Raw genomic sequence first — 21374 nt, 5'->3', positions numbered from 1 at the left:
TTATAGTGTTATTTTCATTATCTAAGTAATTAAGTTATTAGAGTGATGTTTGAGCTTATTTATTGCGCACTAATGGCATAGTTCTTTTTACGTTCGCTGCGGTAATTTTTGCTATAATCAAAGCTATTTTTTTTAAGGAGAGAATTATAGCTTTGATTGAGTGTCTTGAATGTAAAAATGAGATTAGTGATACAGCTTATGATTGTCCAAAATGTGGAAAAGTTTTAAGAAAACCTTCTAGAGGATTTTTTGGAAAGATTATTTTATTTGTATTTTGGATTTTTTTATTGGCAATGCCTGTATTATTTGGAATTGTTTATTATTCTGCTTCTACACAAGAAAATATTGCTTCAGGATTATTGGTTGGAATTGGGATGTATTTATAAGGTAGTGTTTGGATAATATTATTTTTTATTTTAGGATTGCTTGTTTACTTACGCGTCTAAGAAGATAAAAAATATTGGATATTTTTAGGTTGGCGTAAAAGTTTAATGGTGGAGCTGTGGGGAATTGAACCCCAGTCCAAAAATCATAACTATCAAGATATTTATACATGCTTTTGAGATTTGCTTGGTCTTTTTGCATAAGTGTGCAAAAATCAAAACCTCTTATGCAAGCAGTCGTTTATTTAGCTTTTTCTTTTTGACAGCAAAAAAAGCATAGCCTACTTGATGATAGCGCTATGGGTAGTAGGCATTTCCATATTGCTAGCTCCGAAAGCTAAGATAAACTTACGCTACTTTTGCGTAAGCTGGAGCGTAATTTGTATTGTTTGCGTTTAATTTTAAAGTGGCAGGATTACGGAATGCCATCCGACATGCAACCTAGATGATATAACTCCTGTCGAAATCCAAGTCAGCCCCATGAAAAAGGGGTTTTATTCTATCATTATTGTCTAATAATGTCAATATTTGCATTTGGGGTAAAAATATAAGTTTTTGAATCAATAGGGGTATTTAATTGAACTTCATATAGACTAATTTCTACCAAGTTTTGCAAATCATCTTTATAGATAATTTGATAAGGTTTATTGTTTTTGAGTATGAGTTTATAATCTATATTTCCAATTTTTGCATAATAGTTGCCATCATCACTAAGTTTAGCTGATGTAATGATAGAAAAAAAATCCACTTGGTGTGAAATTTTAGAAAAAGTAGCTTGTTCAAGCAATGGTTCAAAGATAATTACATTTTGCTTATTTAAATAAATCTCTTTTTTTATAGGAGTTTCATAAATCCATTTTGCCAAGTTGGGATTACTTGCAAATAAGATTCCAAAATAGAGTATTTTTTCGTTATTTTGATAAGTAGTTTGGATAAATTTTGCTTTAATGCTTCTAATGTCTTCCCCCCAACCAAAAAGTCTTAATACTAAAATGAAGCAAAATAAGATAAATTTCATATATCCTCTTAGGTTTTTTGTTTGGTAATAAAATTTTATCGTAACTATGATAGAATCTAGCAATTATTTAAATATATGAGGGATATTGAGATGGTACAAGCTGTTTTAGGAAAAATTTTTGGAACAAGAAATGAACGCTTGATTAAGCATTATAAAAAGCGTGTTGCAGAAATCAATAGTCTTGAAGAACAATATCAAAATATGAGTGATTTGGAATTAAAAGAAGCATTTTTAAAACTCAAGCAACAAGCAACTCTTGATAATTTAAATGAATTATTGCCACAGAGTTTTGCAATTACGAGAGAGGCTTCTAAGCGTATTTTAGGAATGAGGCATTTTGATGTGCAATTGATAGGTGGTATGGTATTGCATGAGGGTAAAATTGCTGAAATGAAAACAGGAGAGGGGAAGACATTGGTAGCTACCTTGCCTGTTGTATTAAATGCTCTTGTTGCTAAGGGTATCCATGTAGTAACGGTTAATGATTATCTTGCAAATCGAGATGCTAAATTGATGGAGCCTTTGTATAATTTTTTGGGTTTTGAGGTTGGTGTAGTAACTGGAGAGTTAAAAGATGATGCACAGAGATTGGAAGTTTATTCTAAAGATATTATCTATGGAACCAATAATGAATTTGGTTTTGATTATTTAAGAGATAATATGAAATATGATTTGAAACAAAAAGTGCAAAAAAATCACTATTTTGCTATTGTCGATGAAGTAGATTCTATTTTGATTGATGAAGCAAGAACGCCGCTTATTATTTCTGGTCCTGTAAATCGACAGATGGAAAACTATCAAAGAGCAGATAGTGTTGCACGCAAGTTAGAAAATGAAAAAGATTTTAGTATTGATGAAAAAAATCGTGTAATTTTATTGACAGAAGAGGGGATTAAAAGGGCTGAAGAGTTATTTTGTGTCGATAATCTTTATAGCTTGGAGAATGCGGCTTTATCTCATCATTTGGATCAGGCTTTAAAAGCTAATTATTTATTTTTCAAAGATAAGGACTATGTAGTTGCTGATAATGAAGTTGTGATTGTTGATGAATTTACTGGAAGATTAAGTGAGGGAAGAAGATTTTCAGAAGGCTTGCATCAAGCATTGGAAGCTAAAGAGGGTGTAAAGATAAAAGAGGAGAGTCAGACATTAGCTGATATTACTTTCCAAAATTATTTTAGACTCTATGATAAGCTTGCTGGTATGACAGGGACTGCACAAACAGAAGCTTCAGAATTTTTACAAATTTATAATTTAGAAGTAGTGTCTATACCAACAAATCTACCTATTCAAAGAAAAGATTTGAATGATTTGGTATATAAAAGTGAAGCGGAAAAATTTGATGCTGTAATTGCAAAAATTGTTGAATTACACAAAAAAGGACAACCTGTTTTGGTTGGAACAGCTAGTATAGAAAAAAGTGAAATTTTACATTCTTTGTTGCAAAAAAAGAGAATTCCTCATACAGTGTTAAATGCAAAACAACATTCAAGAGAAGCAGAGATTATAAAGGATGCTGGTAAGAAAGGTGCTGTCACTATTGCAACTAATATGGCAGGTAGGGGTGTGGATATAAAGCTCGAAGAAGAGATTAAGAAGTTGGGTGGTTTGTATATCATTGGGACAGAAAGGCATGAAAGTAGAAGGATTGATAATCAGTTGCGTGGAAGAAGTGGTAGGCAAGGAGATCCTGGGACAAGTCAATTTTATTTAAGTCTAGAAGATTCTTTATTGAGAATTTTTGGTAGTGATAAGATTAAGAATATTATGGAGAGATTGGGGCTTAAGAATGGAGAACACATAGAATCTGGTTTGGTGACAAGATCTGTTGAGGGGGCACAAAAAAAGGTTGAGAGTTTGCATTTTGAATCTCGTAAGCATTTATTGGAATATGATGATGTTGCTAATGAACAAAGAAAAACAGTATATAAGTTTCGTAATGAATTATTAGATTCTAATTCAGATATTTCAGAGAGAATCAAAGAAAATCGTTTGTTTGCTTTGCAGAATATTTTTACAAAAATGCAGATAATATCAGGAGATGTATCAAATTTTGATTTAGATGGATTGATTGAGAATATTAAAGAGAGTTTTAATGCAGTAGTGGATAAACAAGAGCTTCAAAATAAGGATTATGATGCATTGATAGAAGTGCTTAATCAATTGCTAGAGCAAAGTTATGAAAATAAAATGGCTGTTTTATCCAAAGAGCAAAGAAGTGAGATTGAACGGATTGTGTATTTGCAAGTTTTAGATAATTCTTGGCGTGAGCATCTTTATACGATGGATAGCTTAAAAACGGGTATTGGATTGAGAGGGTATAACCAAAAAGATCCATTAGTAGAGTATAAAAAGGAGAGCTATAATCTTTTCTTAGAGCTTATTGATTCAATTAAGTGTGAAGCGGTCAAGACATTACATATTATTCAGTTTCAACAAGAACATCTAAAAGAGCAAACGCAAGAAATCATCAATGAGCTTAATGATGAAAATTTGGCAAGTTGGGATAATGTGACAACATTAGGTCAAAAGAAATTAGCTCGTAATGACCCTTGTCCATGTGGAAGTGGTAAAAAGTATAAGCAATGTCATGGAAAGAGTGGCCCTAAAAAAGGTTTGCTAGCTAAAAATGTATAAAAATCTTATCAGTTTTTTGGTTTTTAAATATTTGCGTTATGACAAGACGCAACCCTTTATAACAGTTACTGCATTACTCGCATTTTTTGGTGTAGGTATAGGTGTGATGGTTTTGATTGTGGCTATGGCTATTATGAATGGTATGAGTAAGGAGTTTGAAAAAAAGTTATTTGTCATGAATTATCCATTAAATTTATTTGCTACTACAAGCAAAGGGATTTCAGATAGTCTTTTGCATTCTTTGGAACAAAAATTTCCAGATCTTTTATTTAGTCCTTATCTTCAAATGCAAGTAGTTGCTAGAAGTGGCAATGAAATGTCCGCTGGTATGATTTTTGGGGTAGATATGCAAAGGGAGATAAAGATAAATGAAGTTTTATTAGAAGCTTTTAAAAAAAGAGATATTTTAAATTTTAAAGAACAAAAATTTCCTGTTGTAGTTGGCAGTGCATTATATGAGAAGTTTTTATTGCAATATGGGGATAAGGTAACTTTGTTTTTTACAAAGCTTGAGCCAACAGGATTGGTTTTTAGTCCTGTTATGAAAAGATTTGATGTGAATGCTGTTTTTGATTCTGGTTTGAGGGCTTATGACATCGGGTATTTATATACAAATTTACAATCTTTATCAGCAATTAGGAATCTTCCATTAGGGGTTTTTGATGGAATTCATATTTATTCTACAAAACCAATGGAAGATATCAATAGAATTAAAGAGGCTTTGAGAAGTATGCCTCATTATGGTGTAGCCATTGAAGGATGGTGGCAACAAAATGGTAATTTCTTCTCTGCAATGGCACTTGAAAAAAGAGCCTTATTTATAGTTTTAATGCTCATTATTTTGATGGCTTCTTTGAATATTATTAGTTCTCTTTTAATGGTTATTATGAATCGTCGTAAGGAGATTGCATTGCTTCTGAGCATGGGTGCAAGTCACAAGGAGATACAAAAAGCTTTTTTATTTTTGGGTATTTTTATAGGTGGTTGTGGAGTTATTTTAGGATTGTGTTTGGCATTTTTAAGTATGTATATATTGGATAATTTCCCTATCATTTCTTTACCAGCAGATGTTTATGGGATTACAAAACTTCCTCTTGATTTGGCATTCTCAGATTTAATATCTACGATTATCGGAGCTTTATTTGTTGTTATTGTTGCCTCTTACTATCCTGCAAAGAGAGCTTCAAAAATTGATACACTTTATGTTTTAAGAAACGAATAGTTGGGAAGGTCTAGCCATTTTCTTGCTGTTTTTTTTAAGCTTTCTACATCGCTAGATGCAAAGAATTTGAGTGTAGTTGTAGATGTATTTTGTGTTGGGATTTTGTGTTTGATGAAATCAACGATAGCTTCCCCAGAATGTATTAGTATGCTTTTGTTTTGAAAATATTGAGATATTGCATTTGCAAGTAATGGGAAGTGTGTGCATCCTAATATAATTGCATCGGGTATAAAATCAATAGGCTTGAAGTAAAAACTCATCACTTCTTCTAGAATTTTTCCATCAAAAATATTTTCTTCTACTAGTGGCACAAATAATGATGGTGCAATAGCGTATAAGTTTTTATATCCTAAAGCTTTCAATCGATCTTGGTATTGGCCTGATTGTATAGTTGCTTTGGTTGCTAGAATAAGGATTCTTGCATCTTGATTTGTAATTTTGTTTTGCAGAGCTTTTATTCCTGGTTCTATAACGCCTATAATGGGTATTTTGCTCTTGCTTTGCATTGCTTTTAAAGCATGAGCACTTGCTGTATTGCATGCAACAACAAGCATATCAATTTTTTGGCTATTAAAAAAATCCAATGCTTCAAGAGAAAAATTTATGATACTTTGCGGATCTTTTGTTCCATAAGGAAGTCTTGCGGTATCTCCGTAATAGATGATAGAATCAAATATTCTTGATTCTATGATACTTTTTAAAACACTTAATCCCCCAGCCCCGCTATCAAATATACCAAGTTTCATTCTTTTTCATTCATAAGGTTTAGGAATTCTTCATTGTCTTTTGTTTTTTGCATTTTTGAATAAATAAAGCTTAAGGCCTCAATATCATCCATTTGTTGCATTACATTCCTTAGCATCCAAACTTTTGTGAGCTTGTCTTTTCCCAATAAGATATCATCCTTTCTTGTTCCAGATTTTAAGATATCAAATGCTGGATAGATTCTTCTGTCTGCAATATTTCTTGCTAAAACAATTTCGCTATTACCCGTTCCTTTAAATTCCTCAAAAATTACTTCATCCATTCTTGAGCCTGTTTCAATAAGAGCAGTGGCAATTATGGTTAAGCTACCCCCATGCTCAATATTTCTAGCAGCACCAAAAAATCTTTTTGGTTTGTGTAGAGCGTTAGCATCAACACCACCGCTAAGCACCTTGCCGCTTGAAGGAGTAATTGCATTATAGGCTCTAGCAAGACGCGTGATAGAATCAAGCAAAATGACAACATCTTGCCCCATTTCTACATGTCTTTTGGCTCTTTCTAATACAAGTTCAGCAACTCTAATGTGATTGTTTGCAGGGAGATCAAAAGTAGAGCTATAAACTTGACCTTTTACGCTTCTTTGCATATCAGTGACTTCTTCTGGTCTTTCATCTACAAGTAAAACAATAAGCTCTACTTCTGGATGATTGGAAGTAATGCCATGAGCTAATTCCTTCATCAACTCTGTTTTTCCTGTTCTAGGAGGCGCTACAATTAAAGCCCTTTGTCCTTTCCCAATAGGGCTAAAGAGGTCAAGCATTCTGCCAGTAACTTTTAATGGTTGGTATTCAAGTATCAATCTTTCATCTGGAAAAAGTGGTGTGAGGTTATCAAATAATGGTCGCGATTTGATTTCTTCTAGGGGTTGATAATTTACAGCTTCAATTTTTAATAATGCGTAGTATCTTTCTTGATCTTTTGGGGGTCTTACTTGGCCTGTTACGATATCTCCATTTCTAAGGGCAAATTTTTTTATTTGTGATTGACTAACATAAGTATCATTTTGGCTATCAGTAAAATTTTCATCAATGCCTCTCAAAAAACCATATCCATCATTTGTAATTTCTAAAATACCTGTAAAAAGTATAAAACCACCCTGGCTTACCTGGTTTTTTAAAATCTCAAACATAAGATCTTGTCTTTTGTATTCTTGAGGATTTTCTACCCCTAGTTCTTTAGAGATTTTTATAAGTTTTTCAATGCTATAAGTGCGTAAATCTTCTATCTTATAGCCTTCTACTGGTGTGTGAGTTCTATTTTTATCATTTGCCATATTTTTCCTTTTGATAAACTATTGAAATTTATGCAGAGATTGAAAGACATTAAAAATATTAAAGTGAGGGTTGAATTTTATAATAACCCTTTGATAAAGTCAAGTTATTCATCCCTGATTTCAACATTAGGATGCACTTTATAAACTTTATTTTTTATTTTGATTAAAAGCCCCACAGCAATTAGTTGTTTGAAAGTTTTAACTATGGTTGGTTTAGAAACATTGATTTTTGCGATAATATCTTCATATGAACCATAATAAATATTATCTTTATCGCAATTATCAAGCAAAAAACGAATAATTTCAATTTTCTTTCCCCCAACAAATGCGGATATGGCTCTAATTAAAAGATCTTTAGATTCTATTTCTGCTGCTTGCATTTTTGGGAGAATTGCTTTTTGTAGCGTGCTTAATAATTCATCAACATCAATAGGTTTTAAAATATAACCATCGACTTTAAGGCTAATAGCATCTAATAGATAAGGGACTTCTGTATGAGCTGTTGTAATGATAACTGGACAGGCACTATTGCGTTCAGCTTCTCTTACATGGCGGATAAATTCAATACCATTCATTTTTGGCATTAAGATATCTGTGAGTATAAGATCAACATGTTGATTGTGAAAAATTTTAAGCGCTTCTTGACCATTTTTTGCCAAAATAAGATTCCCTACATAATCTTCTAATACCATTGAAGTTAGGCGTTGTGTATCCGCATCATCTTCAACATATAAAATACTAAGCTTTTGAAGTTCGTTGTATTTTTCCATAGGCTATTCTCCTATATTTTTGTTTTTAAGATAAGGAATTTCAATAATAAACATTGCCCCATAATATTTTTGATTATCTAGATTCCAATAAGCATTCTTGATATTTATTTTTCCATGCATTTGTTTTTCAACAATCTCTTTTGTCATATACAATCCTATCCCAGTGCCTACGGATTTGTGCTTTGTTGTAAAATATGGCTCAAAAATCTTGTAGAGACTTTTTTGTTTAACGCCACCAGCATTATCTTTTAGTGTAATGATGATTCTATCATATTTTTTTTCTAAGCTAATAAGGCAAAAACCTTGTGGAATTTTTCTCTCAATAATTGCATCTTGTGAATTTTTTAAGATATTTAAAATAACTTGTGTAAATGCATTTTTGTATCCATAGATTTCACAATCTTCTTTAATGTCTGTGTAAATTTGGATATTGTTTTGTTTAAGAACAAATTCTATAAGTTTTATGGAATCTAAAATGCCCTCTGTGATTGAAAAAATATTTTTACTTTTATTGGGTTGAAAGAAATGCCTAAAGTTCTCGATAGTTTCTGACATGCTTTTTGCAATCTTTAGTCCATCTTCAGTTTGAGTGTTGATAAAGTTTTCATCAAGCTTGTTGTTATAAAACTTTGTTTTAAAACTTTGAATAAGGATAATAAGAGAGTTGAGTGGTTGTCTCCATTGATGGGCAATATTTTGAATCATTTCTCCCATCGAGGCAAGCCTATCTTGTTGATACATGATACGATCTTTTTTTCTTGAGGATTCTACTTCTTTTTGAATAGTTTTTTGCAGATTGGAATTGATTGTTTCAAGTTGCAGGGTTTTTTCTTTAATGGTTTTTTGAAGTTCTTGTTCGTGATTTTTAATAGAATGAAGAATATTGTTTGATAGAAAAATTGTTGTTAATAAAACAATAAGCATAAAAGAAAATAAAACAATACAAGTAAGAATATAAATAGAATCAATGGTATTGCTTTGGGTGGTGGCAATTTCTAATCTCAAGTCAATAAGCTGAGAGATAAGTTTTTTTACTTGTTTGATTTTTGTCTGTAATTTTGGCAGTTCTTTTTGGGGTAAAAGATTGGTTTTGTAATTTTCTAATAATTCTTCTAGTTCTGGGGTATAAAGTTGCAGTGCGTCAAGAATCTTTTGTTCTTTTTGGTGTAAATTTTGTAGAAGTAAATGAGATTTTTTTAAGAATAATTTCTGATAAAAATTGTGTGAGAGGCTAAAAAAAACTTTTTTATCCTGATTAAAAAGAGTTTGATTGATGAGTTGCTTGCTAGGTTTTTTGTCCGTTTCTAATAGATAATAATCTTGAAGGTTCTTTAAAATTTTGACTTCTTGAATATAGCGTGCAAAATTTGTGTCATACTCATATTTTAGGGCATTGATTGCAATAAAAGAGAGGGAACAGATGAGCAAAAAACCAATAGTGATAATGAAGAGCAAAATTTTTGCTTGAGGGTTGATAAATTTTGAGATTTTTTTATATTTCATTTTGGAGCAAAGCTTCGCCAAAAGATTGTGCTAAAAGATCAAAATTTCTTTCTTGATTTTGAGATTTGAAATGTGTTTGCTGTATTTTTTGTTGCAAGTCTTTTTTCTTATCACTGATGAGATTTTTTTCATTATTGATTTCATCAACTTTTTTTTGCTCATTTTCTAAATCTTCCAAAATGAGTTTCTGCTCATTAATAAAGTTTGAAAGACTAATGTTTAATGCTTCTTGTTCAACCACAGATAATGAAGAATCTTTTAAGGATTCTTTTTTGTGTTCATAAGTTGCGTTAATTTTTTGGAGTATGGCTTTTTTTGCTTTGATATCATCTTGCAAGGCTTGAATTTCTGCATCTTTTTTTGTGATATCAGAATCTAGAGTTTTTAGTTCTTGTTTTAATGCATAAATTTCTTCTTGGATTGAGAAAAACTCAGCACTAATTGTTTGAATCATCTCTAGAGTATAGACATTTTGGGATTTTAAAGTAGAAGTTCTAAGCTTGGGATTATTGTTTCTAAGCTTATTTTCAAATCGTAAAACTAGTGAGGATATTGTATCTGGATGGTAATGAAAAATTTCTAAGATTTTTTTTGCAAGGATTGGAATAATGAGATTTTTATTTCCTCTAATAAATTCTTCCACAAAGCAAGTTTGATTGAGACTTGAGACTTGAGATCCAAGTATTTTTCCTACTTGCACGCGTAAATTTTGTGCGACAAAATCAAAGAATGATTTTCGCAATTCTATAGCGCTAATATTTGTATAGCAGATTTTTCCTTCAAGTGTCTCTTGTGCCGCAAGGATAAGAAGTTTTTTTAAATCTGTATGTTTAAGGAGATTGGAAATAAAAGTTTTGTCATTTTCACTTAGTAAAATGGAAGTATCAAGTTGCTTGATACTCCTTAATTCCTTATTGATTTGCACAAAATCATAATCAAACTTTTTTACTACATAATCAAAATCTTTAAAAAACAAACTATCTCTAGAATCTAATCCAAAGTATTTTTTTACAGCACCTCTAGCAACATCTCTGTAAAGGAGGTTATCATCAAACTCAAAATTATCTTTTGCATACTTAAGAATGGATTCAAAAAGCTCTGGTGTTAATCCCTTTGGATTTTGTTTTTCAATCCAGATGAATAGAAAATGTGTATAAAGGTTGTCATTGCGATTTTTAATTGTGGTGGTAATTTTTAATGTGTGGTTTAAAAAGAGTGCAAAAGCATTCAGCCCATTTTTGTAGAAAAAATCAGCAATTGCCTTGCGAATAAAATCAAAATTTTCTTCCACAGAAATTTTTTGAGTTTCTAAAACTTGCAGGAGTTTGTTGCCAAGGTCATTATTAAATTCCGCATAGCTTTCTGCGGAATTTAAAAAATCATTTAATATCTCAGTGGTTAAATCATAAATTGTATTTTGCACTATTCCCTCAAAGCTTTTGCATAGAAATGAAACTAAAATCTCAAATAAAAGTTTTATAATTTCGAAGAATTATACATTAAAAATTTAAGGAATTATCGAGGAGATTACCATCGAGAATATATTTTTTATTTTTTTGTTTGGGCTTGGAATGTCAATATTTTTTAATTTGATTTTAAAGTATTTTGAGATTCCAGTCATTATTGGCTATATCATCACAGGGATTCTTATTGCTTATTTTTTTCACTTCTATGGATCTGCAACACTTAGTGAGATTGCAGAATTTGGCATTGTATTTTTGATGTTTATGATTGGTCTTGAGTTTAGTTTTGATAGGCTTAGGGCAATGAAGCAAGAGGTGTTGCTTTTTGGAATCTTGCAAGTTGTTTTTACATCTTTGGTATTTTTTTGCTTGGCTTATTTTTTGTTTGGTCTATCAAGTAGCATTTCTTTAGTAATTGGAATGTCATTTTCTCTCTCTTCTACTGCTATTGTCTTAAAATTCTTTGATGAAAATAAGCAACTAGCTTCTACTCATGGCAAAAGTGTAGTGGGTATTTTAATACTGCAAGATATCGCTGTTATACCTATTTTGATTATCTTGGCATTAGTGAGCAATAAGGATTTAAGCTTGGGTAATTTATTGCTTAAGACTTTGATTTCTGGAGTTATTGTTTTTGGACTTTTGCTTTTACCTGGTAAAAAGATTGCATCAAAAATTTTAAAACTTGCTGCAAAAAGCAAGATTGATGAAATTTTTATGGCAACAGTTTTATTGATTGTTTTGGGATCTGCTGCTCTTAGCCATGCTTTTGGCTTTTCTATGTCTTTAGGTGCTTTTATCGCAGGAATGGTGATTTCTAAATCACGATTTAAATATCGTGTAGAATCTGACCTCTCTCACTTTAGAGATATTTTTTTGGCACTATTTTTTATTACAGTGGGGATGCAAGTTGATTTATCTTTTTTAATTGGTAATGCCTTTGGTATCGCACTTTTGTTGTTTTTTGTAATGACAATTAAAACACTTTTGCTATATGGCATCTTAAAATTTTTTAGAAGCAATCAGAGTGCTTTAAAAACAGCACTTTCTTTAGCACAAATAGGCGAATTTTCTTTTGCAATTTTTGTAAGTGCAAGTGGTGCAAAACTTTTCAATGCTCCCTTAGATTCTGGAATCTTAAATTTTTTGCAACAAAGAGGTATTATTGAATTTTATGCTGAAGATATTCATCAATTTTTGGTGATTATGGTTGTTTTTTCAATGATTGTAACGCCTTTTATTCTTAAAAATCTCACGAATATAGTGGAGTATTTTTTAAGAAAAAGTATAGTTGAAGAAAGACAGCTAGAAGCAAGGGTGGAAATTCCTTTATTAAATCATATATTAGTTGTTGGCTATGGAAGTCTTGGAAGCTCTGTGGTGAGTGAATTGAAACGAAGAGGCTTGGATTATGTGGCAATAGATCGCGATATTACAAAGGTTGATATGGGAGAAAAAAGGAGGGATAGGGTAATTTTTGGAGATATTTCTAAAAAGTCATTTTTGGAAAAATTTCACCTTGATGAAGCTAGTAGTGTGATTATTACAATTGATGATACATCAATGATACATGTGATTTGTGAAGGGATATTAGAAATTGCACCAAACATCGATATAATTGCAAAAGTAGATTCTGAATTGCAAGAAATAGAACTCAAAGATTTAAATGTTATTGGTGTAAATGCACAAAGTGAGATTGCAGGCTTATTGGTAAAGTATGCTACAAAGGAGTAAAAAGATGAGTAAGATGGAGCATAATTGGGATTTGAACGCTTTGTTTTCAAATGAAAATGAGGTGAATGTTTTTTTAGAGAAATTGACAAAGAAGGCTCAAAATTTTGAAAAGAAATATAATAATAAAATCGCACAGGTGTCTTTAGAGGTTATAGCAGAGTATGAAGAATTGCTTGAGGGTATTGGTAGAATTATGACTTATGCTTTTTTGCGCTTTGCTCAAGATACAAGAAAGGGGGATTTTTATGCTAAGTGCGAGATGTCGTGCAATCAAGTAGAAAAGCATTTGTTATTTTTTGAAATTGCTTTTTGCGCATTAGATTCTAAAAAGCAAAAAAAGATTTTAAATCAAGCAGGAAAATATGCCTATTATTTGCAAAAACTTATTGAAAAAAAGCAATATCAATTAAGCCTTGAAGAGGAAAAGATATTATTGCAAGTTGCCCCTCTTGGTGCAGATGCTTTTGCAAGATTGTTTGATGAATTTTTTTCTACACTAAAAATACCTTATGAGGGGGAGTGTAAAAGTGAGGAAGAAATTTTGGCGCTTTTGCATCATAGTGATAGGAGTATTAGAAAAAAGGCACAAAAAGCTTTTAGTGCAAAATTGCAAGAATCTCAATTGCTATTAACTTATATTTTAAATATGGTGAGAAAAGATTTACAGATAAAAAGTGAATTGAGAAATTATCCCAATAAAGAAACTTTTAGACATTTGAGTAATCATATTAGTCAAAAAAGTGTAGATAGTTTGATTGATATTGTCAATGCAAATATGTCTTTGGTGGAGCGTTATTATTTTGCAAAATCTAAGATTTTGGGTCATAAGTTAAAAGATTATGATCGTTATGCTCCTATTGATACTTCTTCTAAGGAAGTTTCATATTTAGAGGCATTAAAAGCAGTGCTAGAGTGTTTTAAAGGTTTTTCTCCTCTTTTTTATGAAATTGCACAAAAAGCAATTAAGCAAGGATGGATTGATTCGCATCCTAGAAATGCTAAAAGAGGTGGTGCATTTAGCCATGGGGCTGTTCCAAGTGCGCATCCTTATGTTCTTTTAAATTTCACTTCTAATCATCGAGATATTTTTACTATTGCACATGAATTTGGGCATATGATACACCAAGAGCTTAGTAAGCAACAAGGGTATTTAAATATGGATACTCCATTGACGACAGCAGAAACTGCTTCAGTTTTTGCAGAAATGCTACTTTTTGATAGTATGAAAAAGAAGCTTGCAAAAGAGGAGCTAATTGGGGTTTATGCTTCTAAACTTGAAGATATTTTTTCCACAATGTTTAGGCAAGTTGTAATGACTAATTTTGAACGAAGAATCCATACACATGATCAAGAATTAAAGCCTGATGATTTTAATGCTATTTGGTTAGAAGAGAATCAAAGAATGTTTGGAAAATCTCTCAAACTTACAAAACGCTATGCCTTATGGTGGAGTTATATTCCTCATTTTATACATTCACCATTTTACTGCTATGCATATGCATATGGACAGCTTTTGGTTTTAGCCTTATTTGGGTTATATAAGAGAAGTGATAAAAAGAAATTTATTAAAATCTATGAGGATTTTTTAAGTAAAGGTGGTAGTGCAAGCCCTAGAGATTTGATTAGTGCATTTGGATTTGATATTGAAGATCCAAAATTTTGGGAAATTGGTATGCAAGAGGTGGTGAAAATGTTGAAAGAATTTGAGGAGCTTTTATGAGTAAATATCTAAAATTTGAAAGATTGCTTGATAAACAATGCGAGGATTTTATCAGGTTTTTGGTGAGTGAAAATGTTAATTTTTCTTTAGTGTGTGAAATTTGTAATGTTTCTTTTGAACCACCTTTGCCACAGGATATTTTAAGCAATTTTAAGCCTTTGAGTCTTTTTGTTTTAGCGGGTTATACTTTTGAAAGTCTGACATTTTGTAAAAATGGCATTGGTTTTGAGGCAGGCTTTGGGAGTGATAATATTGGTAGTTTTGTGCAGATTGAGTTTAGGCGTATTTTACAGCTGATAATGACAAATCAGAAAAATAAAGATACGCTAATTTTTAGCAGGATAGATAGCCTTGAGCTTTTTGAGGATGAAGAGCGTATGAAGCAAGATCATTTAGAACAATCAATGAAAGCAATACTTTCAAATCCTCATAATAAAAAATTTTTTAATTAAAGATAGTTTTGTATTTTAGAGTTTTTGAATAAGTGCTTGTGCTTCTTGAAGCAAGAAATAATCTTCTTGCATATTAAAAAATTTAAAACTCTCTCCACTTTGTCTATCACCTTGGAGTAAATCACCCCCATTGCGATATTTTAAATCTAACTCTGCTATATCAAATCCGCTCAAGTGCTTTGAAAATTCTATAAGTCTTGGGGATTTTGGATTGTTTGTATATAAAAAGCAATATCCTTTTAATCCATTGCGACTTACGCGACCTCTTAGTTGGTGCAAGGTAGCAAGTCCCATTCTCTCTGGTGCAATAATGACAATAGTGCTTAGTCTTGGTAGGGAAATACCTACCTCAATTAGTGTAGTAGCAAGGAGTATATCTCCATGATCTCTAAAATTTTCTAGTATTTCTTCTTTGTTTTTATCTCCCCCAAATGTTACAAATACATTCTCAAAGTGCTTTTGCCAAAAAGGAGCCCCTTGCTCTAAAGAGAGATAATCAATATGTTCGCTCTCTTCAACAAGTGGATAAACAATAACACATTGATGATTAGCTTTTATTTCATTTTGAATATGCGTTAATAAAGAATTAAAATCTTTTTTGTGGATAATTTTTGTAGTAATATCTTTTTTAAAGGGCAAATCCTTAATAAAACTATAGTCAATAAGGTTAGAGTTAATCATACTTAATGTTCTTGGGATTGGGGTTGCGGAAAATTGCAAAAAATGAGGCTTAGATTCTAAAGAGCCTTGTGCAATTTTTTCTAATTGATGTCTTTGATTGGTGCCAAAACGATGTTGTTCATCTGTAATCACTAAAGCTAAATCTTTGGATTGTATTTTTTGGTAGAGTAGTGCTTGGGTGCCGATGATAAAATGGGCTTGATTTTCAAGCAGAGTATTTTCTGATGATTTTGTTGCACTTGTGATGCATTCAATTTGTATATATTGTGGTAGAAATTTTTTTGCTTCTTCATAAATTTGCATTGCAAGAATTGTAGTTGGAACCATTAGGATTGTTGTATAAGGATATGTCATAAATACGCTTGCTAAGATAACAATAGTTTTTCCGCAACCCACATCACCCATAATGATTCTACGGGCAGCATTTTTATTTTTTAAATCCTTTGATATATCTTTGATGGCTTGAGATTGCGATGGTGTGAGTGTAAAGGGCAGTGAGGTGATAAAGTCTTTGTATTCACCATTGCATAGGAATTTTGCTGGAAAATAACGCCTTTTTTTAGAAAGACTTGAGATATGATGGAAAATTTCTATAAATTTTAGCGCTTGTAATGAATCTTTTGGAAAGGTCTTATTTTGGAAAAAGAAGTGCAAAAAATCTTTGCTAGGATGAAAAATATTATAGATGTGAGGAAAATATTTTTTAGGGATAGGGAGTGTTTGTAGATTCTCCATAGTGATATATTTAAGGCAGAGATTTTGCAAGGTAATATCTTTGATACTAGGTTTTTTAAAATGCAAGCTTATAGTATTGATTTGTTGCACAACTTTTGGTTGCAAGATACTTAGCTGTGAAAATTGTATCTGCAACTTTCCATAGATAAAAAGTTTTGAGCTAATTGAAAAGATTTTTTTATGAAATGGTTTGGGGTGAAAAAAAATAAGAGCAATAGGTTTGTGAAAGAGAGGTAGGAATGCCCCAATTTTTAGCATATTTCTTCCAAAAGAATGCTCTAATATCTCTACTTCAAAAACTCCTATGCTATCATTTTTTAATTCTTTGATGATTGTGGTGTCTGTATAGTTTTTTGGAACACATAAGCAAAGCTCTAAGAAGTGTTTTATTCCTATTTTTTGTAGTTTGTTATAATCATCGCTTTGAAAATCCATAGTGCTTATTTTAGCATTTATCATAGATTCTTAGGAGTAAATAATGGCAAATCTCACCTTGCTTGGCAGTAAAACAACAAATTATGATTTTAAATACAATCCAGATATCTTAGAGGTTTTTGACAATAGGCATTTTGAGAATGATTATTTTGTAAAGTTTAATTGTCCAGAATTTACTTCACTATGTCCAATGACAGGTCAGCCAGATTTTGCTACGATTTATATTAACTATATTCCAAATTTAAAAATGGTGGAATCAAAATCCCTCAAGCTATATCTTTTTTCCTTTAGAAATCATGGAGATTTTCATGAGAATTGTGTCAATGTTATTATGAAGGATTTGATTAAAATAATGGAGCCTCGATATATTGAGGTTTGTGGGAAATTTTTACCAAGAGGCGGAATTAGTATTGATCCTTATGTAAATTATGGGATACCAGATACAAAATATGCAGAGATGGCGCATTATCGATTGCTGCACCATGATTTAAATTTTGAAAAAGTTGATAATCGTTAGGTGATTTTTTCCCATATACTCCCATTGGGTGTATCCATAATTAGTATGCCTTGAGATTTTAGCTCTTCTCTTATAGAATCTGCTAACTCAAAATTTTTCTCTTTTTTGGCTTGTTGGCGGATTTGCAATTTTTCTTCAATTTGGCACTTTTGCTCTTTGGAGATTCCAAGCTGAAAATATTCAATCGGATTTTTTAATCCTATCCCTAAGATTTTTTCTAGGAAGTTTAAATCACTTTGTATTTGGGATTGTAAATTTTTATCTTTAGGGTTTTTATCAAGACTTTGATTAGCGGTATTTAGCATTTCCTCTAGGATACTTAAGGCTTTGGAGATGTTGAGGTCATCTTGCAGAGCTTCAAGGAAATTTTTTTGAAATGCACTATCTTGATGGCTATCTAATGCTCCTTGGATTCGTTTTTTTAAGCGGTAGATTTTATCTAGTCTTTTTTTGCTTTGCAAAAGATCTTCTTCACTAAAGTTTAGTATAGCTCGATAGTGTGTTGCAATGAGGTAATTGCGCAAAATTTCCCCATCATAAATTTTTAAAGCATCTTTGATAAAAAAACTATTGCCCAAGCTTTTGCTCATCTTTTCTCCATTGACATTGACAAAACCATTGTGCATCCAATATTTAGCCAGCTCTTTGTTGTGTGCGCATCTTGTTTGTGAGGCTTCATTTTCATGGTGAGGAAATAAAAGATCAGCTCCTCCTGCGTGAATATCGATACAAAATTCTTGATTCTCATAAGAGAGGTGCTTTTCAATCATAGCAGAGCATTCTATATGCCAACCAGGTCTTCCACGCCCTAAAATACTTTCATAACCAATGTCATTTTCCCCCTTATAAGCTTTCCATAGAGCAAAATCTCTAGAATCTTTTTTTTCTTCATTTTCTAAGATTCTGCTTTGATTTATATCATCTATTCCACGCTGACTGATTGAACCATAGGATTGATCTTTACTTACTTCAAGATAAATATCACCATTTGTTGTTTTATATGCACACCCTTTATCAAGCAATATTTGAATAAAATTTGCAATTGCTTCAAGGCTTTCTGTGGCCTTTGGCTCTATATCAGGTCGTAATACATTGAGTGCTTGCATATCATTAAGATAAGATTGTATATAGCGTTGTGTGATTTCTTGGATGGGAATGTTGTTTTGTAGGGATTTGTTGATGATTTTATCATCAATATCAGTAAAATTTTTTACCAAAATTACTTCATAGCCACTTGCTAAAAGCACTCTTTTTAAAAGATCAAAGGCAATAGAACTTCTAGCATGTCCAAGATGGGCATCATCATATACTGTGGGACCGCAGACATAGATACGCACTTTTTGAGATTGTGGAATAAATTCTACTTTTTCTTTAAGTCTGCTGTCATAAATTTTCATAAAAATTCCTTAAGAGGTAATATCAAGCTTATTTTATCTTAAAAATAAGCAATTACTAAAATCTAGATGAATTCTATATAATGTTTGAAAAAATACTTAGGTGAGTGATGAGATATTTTTTGCTTGGTATTTTATTGGCATTATTTTGTTTTGGAAATGAAAAAATTGTAGTTGGGCTAAATGGTAGCATTTTGCCTCAAGGGGCAATTGCAAAAAATTGGAATACAGGAATTTTTTTAGGTTTTGATGCTGATGTGATGCAAGATGAGGATATTGCTATTATCCCACGATCTGGAATATCCTATACCTATGGTAATTTAGGATTTGGAGATTCTCAAATGCAATATCATAGTGTTGATTTTGTATTTGATGCAATCTTTGGATCCCATCAAAAAGAAAATATAAAATCTCTTTTAAGCTATCTTTGTGGTATAGGCGGTGGATATGTCTATGCTAATGCACTAAATTTTCGCACATATCATGCAGGAAGCGCATTTTTGAGATTAGGATTAGTCTTGAATGTCACGCAATTTTTAGAAATCAATACAGTGTTTTCTGCAAGATTGATAATGAATACTTTTGGTGATGGTAACTTGGATTCTATGAGATTTTTTATCAATAGGGTAGGGATACAAATTTATGAAAGAGGGTTATGGATGATTGTCCCTGAACTTAGTTTGAATTTGGTTTTTAAATTTAATACATCTTTGTGATAGGAGGATAGGATAGTGGAGGCTTATGGTTTATGGGGATTGTTTTTTGGCACTTTTCTTTCTAGCACGATTTTGCCATTTCCATCAGAAGCTCTTGTGGTTGCTTGTATTGCGTTGGGATATGATCATTTTTTGGTTTTAATGATTGCAAGTTTTGGAAATATCTTAGGTAGCCTTAGCACCTATATCTTAGGATATCTAGGATTGACAAAAATCTTAGAGAGAATGGGGGCTATTGATCATAAAAGGGTGCAGTATTTTCGTAAAAAAAGCCATCAATATGGCGCATTGTTAGCTTTTTTTGCTTTTTTACCCATTTTTGGTGATGCGTTTGTCTTGGCTTTAGGGCTTTCAAGGTATAGCATCTTAAAGACTGTAATTTTTCTTACACTTGGCAAGGTCTTAAGATATATGATTGTGATTTTTGGAACAGAGTGGTTTGTGCGACTATTTGAATTATTAAAGTAGTTTTAGATAGATTTTAATTAAAAAACAGAGATTAGTTTTCTAGAGCTTATTTTTGATTTTAAAGAGTGTGATCTAGGTGAGAATGTAAATTTTATAACGATATTTTACAAGAATATATTGACATAATTTTGCAATTTTGTTTAAATTTCATTAACAATTTTATGGGAATTAGAGCATAGAGTTGTTGTGAAAATAAAATTAAAAAAACTAAGGAACAATATGAAACTAAAAACTTTCATGGCAACTGCTTTGGCAGGTATTTTAGGGAGCTCTACTTTTGCATCTGCGAAAACTGAGTATATTCTCAAACCAGATAGGTGGAATGGAGGAACCGTTGGATTGGGTAACCTCAAAGGAGGAGGTGGCGGAAAATTTACTTTGAATGTAAATGCAGATCAAAATATCTTCTTTAATATTCTATCATCATCAACTAGTTGGGCATCAGGAATTATTTTTGATCGTAGTTCTTACAGTTCTCTTAACTTATCTTCAACGACGATGGAATTCGGAACAATTTTTTCATCTTCTCATGTGGCGACAGGGATCAAGAATCAATTCAATAATCTTGATCTTTATTTAAGGGATAAGAGCGCTGTGGATATAGCATTTCTTGCAAATATAGTAGGAAATTTGCAAGCTTCTGGTTTTTGGCTCGATAATAGCGCGTTTGCCTTAAAAACAGGGACTATTAGTTTTGAAGAATCTATAACGGCAACCAATGGAATTGCTTCTGGTTTTTATGTTGTAGGGCAATCGCGTTCGGGATCAGTTGAGATTTCTTCGGCTTATGCAGAAGCAGCACAAGTAAAAATCAATAAAATTACTGGTAGGGAAGCTTACGGCTTGTTGTATGAAATAAATCATAATGGAAATAACCTAACTATTGATTCTGGTCTTTATTTAAATCATAATGAAAGGGGAGGTATCTTTATTAATTCAATTCAGTCAGCAAATGGAAATGCAGCATTATTGATGTCTTATGGCAATACTTCTATTACTCTTAATAATTTGGCAGTTATGAAAGTCGGAAGTATTAATTCTGCATCACAAGCTTATGGCATAGCAATTAATGATGGAAATGCGAGTATTTTCTTAAATAAAGGCTCTTTACTATCTATAGACTCTCTTACTGCTCAACGAGGAGCTTATGGATTTTATGTTGCCGGAAATAATTATTCTGGTGCTTATTTTACATTAAAAACAAGTGATGGTGCGATGGCAAGTATTAATAATATTAGCTCTAAGACAAATGATGCCTATGGGATTTTGACAGATAAGTCTCTTACACTTGAAGCATATCAAGATACCTCTGCCATTAAATTCGGAACAATTTTGTCATTACAAGGTAATGCTTATGGTATCAAGTCTCATTCTTATTCTAGACTCAATGCTCTTAATGGTGGAAAGATTATTTTTGAAACAATTAAGGGGCAAAATGCTTATGGTATTCAATCTAATTACGATGTAATTTTAAAACCACAAGGTAAT

The 21374-nt window shown here is 31.8% G+C and carries 18 protein-coding genes and 1 other RNA gene; 10 read left to right on the top strand and 9 right to left on the bottom strand.

Annotation, left to right across the window (positions count from 1 at the left end):
• Positions 1-152 precede the first annotated feature (152 nt).
• A complete protein-coding gene (locus CQA57_RS07530; protein ID WP_147288368.1) occupies positions 153-386 on the top strand; it encodes a hypothetical protein in 234 nt (77 codons plus the stop codon).
• Positions 387-492: 106 nt separating this feature from the next.
• Here CQA57_RS07530 and ssrA read toward each other — a convergent pair.
• Both ssrA and lolA read right to left on the bottom strand, forming a co-directional pair.
• Positions 493-863: a transfer-messenger RNA gene (gene ssrA / locus CQA57_RS07525) on the bottom strand.
• A 25-nt stretch (positions 864-888) separates the two neighbouring features.
• On the bottom strand, positions 889-1401 hold the full coding sequence (lolA, locus tag CQA57_RS07520; protein ID WP_115579624.1) for a LolA-like outer membrane lipoprotein chaperone: 513 nt from the start codon (positions 1399-1401) through the stop codon (positions 889-891).
• A gap of 90 nt (positions 1402-1491) precedes the next feature.
• Here lolA and secA point away from each other — a divergent pair, with 90 nt between their 5' ends.
• Together secA and CQA57_RS07510 are read left to right on the top strand one after the other, a co-directional pair.
• Complete coding sequence (gene secA / locus CQA57_RS07515) at positions 1492-4038, top strand: preprotein translocase subunit SecA (RefSeq protein ID WP_115579623.1); 2547 nt, start codon at positions 1492-1494, stop codon at positions 4036-4038.
• Positions 4031-5260 (top strand): ABC transporter permease, encoded by a 1230-nt coding sequence (locus CQA57_RS07510; protein ID WP_115579622.1) that lies wholly within the window; start codon positions 4031-4033, stop codon positions 5258-5260. Before secA ends, CQA57_RS07510 begins: the two co-directional genes overlap by 8 nt.
• On the opposite strand, the gene murI is transcribed toward CQA57_RS07510, so the two are convergent.
• From murI to CQA57_RS07485, 5 genes are all read right to left on the bottom strand, one after another.
• Entirely contained in the window at positions 5239-6006 is a 768-nt protein-coding gene (gene murI / locus CQA57_RS07505; protein WP_115579621.1) for a glutamate racemase, read from the bottom strand. The two genes, CQA57_RS07510 and murI, sit on opposite strands and share 22 nt — an antisense overlap.
• Positions 6003-7298 (bottom strand): transcription termination factor Rho, encoded by a 1296-nt coding sequence (gene rho, locus CQA57_RS07500; protein WP_115579620.1) that lies wholly within the window; start codon positions 7296-7298, stop codon positions 6003-6005. The genes murI and rho overlap by 4 nt, the downstream gene beginning before the upstream one ends.
• A 104-nt stretch (positions 7299-7402) precedes the next feature.
• Positions 7403-8068: a response regulator gene (locus CQA57_RS07495; protein ID WP_115579619.1), complete on the bottom strand. Its 666-nt coding sequence runs from the start codon at positions 8066-8068 to the stop codon at positions 7403-7405.
• A gap of 3 nt (positions 8069-8071) precedes the next feature.
• The gene (locus CQA57_RS07490) at positions 8072-9571 is read right to left on the bottom strand and encodes a sensor histidine kinase (RefSeq protein WP_115579618.1); all 1500 of its coding nucleotides are present in this window, start codon (positions 9569-9571) and stop codon (positions 8072-8074) included.
• The gene (locus tag CQA57_RS07485) at positions 9561-10994 is read right to left on the bottom strand and encodes a coiled-coil domain-containing protein (protein WP_115579617.1); all 1434 of its coding nucleotides are present in this window, start codon (positions 10992-10994) and stop codon (positions 9561-9563) included. The genes CQA57_RS07490 and CQA57_RS07485 overlap by 11 nt, the downstream gene beginning before the upstream one ends.
• 148 nt (positions 10995-11142) lie before the next feature.
• Between CQA57_RS07485 and CQA57_RS07480 the strand changes: the two genes are divergently transcribed.
• From CQA57_RS07480 to CQA57_RS07470, 3 genes are read left to right on the top strand one after another with little or no spacing between them, the layout of a single operon-like run.
• Positions 11143-12768 (top strand): cation:proton antiporter, encoded by a 1626-nt coding sequence (locus CQA57_RS07480; RefSeq protein ID WP_147288367.1) that lies wholly within the window; start codon positions 11143-11145, stop codon positions 12766-12768.
• Positions 12769-12781: 13 nt separating this feature from the next.
• Positions 12782-14488: a M3 family oligoendopeptidase gene (locus tag CQA57_RS07475; protein ID WP_115579627.1), complete on the top strand. Its 1707-nt coding sequence runs from the start codon at positions 12782-12784 to the stop codon at positions 14486-14488.
• The gene (locus tag CQA57_RS07470; RefSeq protein WP_115579615.1) at positions 14485-14940 is read left to right on the top strand and encodes a hypothetical protein; all 456 of its coding nucleotides are present in this window, start codon (positions 14485-14487) and stop codon (positions 14938-14940) included. The genes CQA57_RS07475 and CQA57_RS07470 overlap by 4 nt, the downstream gene beginning before the upstream one ends.
• A gap of 15 nt (positions 14941-14955) precedes the next feature.
• Here the strand turns inward: CQA57_RS07470 and recG are convergent, their stop codons facing one another.
• Entirely contained in the window at positions 14956-16815 is a 1860-nt protein-coding gene (gene recG, locus CQA57_RS07465) for an ATP-dependent DNA helicase RecG (protein WP_245941874.1), read from the bottom strand.
• Positions 16816-16834: 19 nt separating this feature from the next.
• Here recG and queF point away from each other — a divergent pair, with 19 nt between their 5' ends.
• Positions 16835-17308, top strand: a complete 474-nt coding sequence (queF, locus tag CQA57_RS07460) for a preQ(1) synthase (RefSeq protein WP_115579614.1) — start codon at positions 16835-16837, stop codon at positions 17306-17308.
• On the opposite strand, the gene cysS is transcribed toward queF, so the two are convergent.
• Entirely contained in the window at positions 17305-18705 is a 1401-nt protein-coding gene (cysS, locus tag CQA57_RS07455; protein WP_115579613.1) for a cysteine--tRNA ligase, read from the bottom strand. The two genes, queF and cysS, sit on opposite strands and share 4 nt — an antisense overlap.
• A gap of 107 nt (positions 18706-18812) precedes the next feature.
• Here cysS and CQA57_RS07450 point away from each other — a divergent pair, with 107 nt between their 5' ends.
• The 3 genes from CQA57_RS07450 to CQA57_RS07440 all read left to right on the top strand — a co-directional run.
• Positions 18813-19418 (top strand): hypothetical protein, encoded by a 606-nt coding sequence (locus CQA57_RS07450; RefSeq protein ID WP_115579612.1) that lies wholly within the window; start codon positions 18813-18815, stop codon positions 19416-19418.
• Between the two features lie 15 nt (positions 19419-19433).
• On the top strand, positions 19434-19886 hold the full coding sequence (locus CQA57_RS07445; RefSeq protein ID WP_170126859.1) for a YqaA family protein: 453 nt from the start codon (positions 19434-19436) through the stop codon (positions 19884-19886).
• Positions 19887-20105: 219 nt separating this feature from the next.
• The coding region (locus tag CQA57_RS07440) for a hypothetical protein (protein ID WP_147288366.1) at positions 20106-21374 on the top strand (1269 nt) is incomplete at its 3' end.

Origin of the sequence: Helicobacter anseris, assembly GCF_003364335.1 — a bacterium.
In the GTDB taxonomy this organism is placed as follows: Bacteria; Campylobacterota; Campylobacteria; order Campylobacterales; family Helicobacteraceae; genus Helicobacter_H; species Helicobacter_H anseris.
The sequence above is the reverse complement of the archived record's forward strand: the minus strand, read 5'-3'. Positions and strand labels throughout refer to the sequence as shown.

Bases quoted from the DNA above. Each gene is read 5' to 3' on its own strand.
- lolA (WP_115579624.1), bottom strand. From the start codon at position 1,401: ATGAAATTTATCTTATTTTGCTTCATTTTAGTATTAAGACTTTTTGGT.
- secA (WP_115579623.1), top strand. From the start codon at position 1,492: ATGGTACAAGCTGTTTTAGGAAAAATTTTTGGAACAAGAAATGAACGC.
- CQA57_RS07510 (WP_115579622.1), top strand. From the start codon at position 4,031: ATGTATAAAAATCTTATCAGTTTTTTGGTTTTTAAATATTTGCGTTAT.
- murI (WP_115579621.1), bottom strand. From the start codon at position 6,006: ATGAAACTTGGTATATTTGATAGCGGGGCTGGGGGATTAAGTGTTTTA.
- rho (WP_115579620.1), bottom strand. From the start codon at position 7,298: ATGGCAAATGATAAAAATAGAACTCACACACCAGTAGAAGGCTATAAG.
- CQA57_RS07495 (WP_115579619.1), bottom strand. From the start codon at position 8,068: ATGGAAAAATACAACGAACTTCAAAAGCTTAGTATTTTATATGTTGAA.
- CQA57_RS07490 (WP_115579618.1), bottom strand. From the start codon at position 9,571: ATGAAATATAAAAAAATCTCAAAATTTATCAACCCTCAAGCAAAAATT.
- CQA57_RS07480 (WP_147288367.1), top strand. From the start codon at position 11,143: ATGTCAATATTTTTTAATTTGATTTTAAAGTATTTTGAGATTCCAGTC.
- CQA57_RS07475 (WP_115579627.1), top strand. From the start codon at position 12,782: ATGGAGCATAATTGGGATTTGAACGCTTTGTTTTCAAATGAAAATGAG.
- CQA57_RS07470 (WP_115579615.1), top strand. From the start codon at position 14,485: ATGAGTAAATATCTAAAATTTGAAAGATTGCTTGATAAACAATGCGAG.
- recG (WP_245941874.1), bottom strand. From the start codon at position 16,815: ATGATAAATGCTAAAATAAGCACTATGGATTTTCAAAGCGATGATTAT.
- queF (WP_115579614.1), top strand. From the start codon at position 16,835: ATGGCAAATCTCACCTTGCTTGGCAGTAAAACAACAAATTATGATTTT.
- cysS (WP_115579613.1), bottom strand. From the start codon at position 18,705: ATGAAAATTTATGACAGCAGACTTAAAGAAAAAGTAGAATTTATTCCA.
- CQA57_RS07450 (WP_115579612.1), top strand. From the start codon at position 18,813: ATGAGATATTTTTTGCTTGGTATTTTATTGGCATTATTTTGTTTTGGA.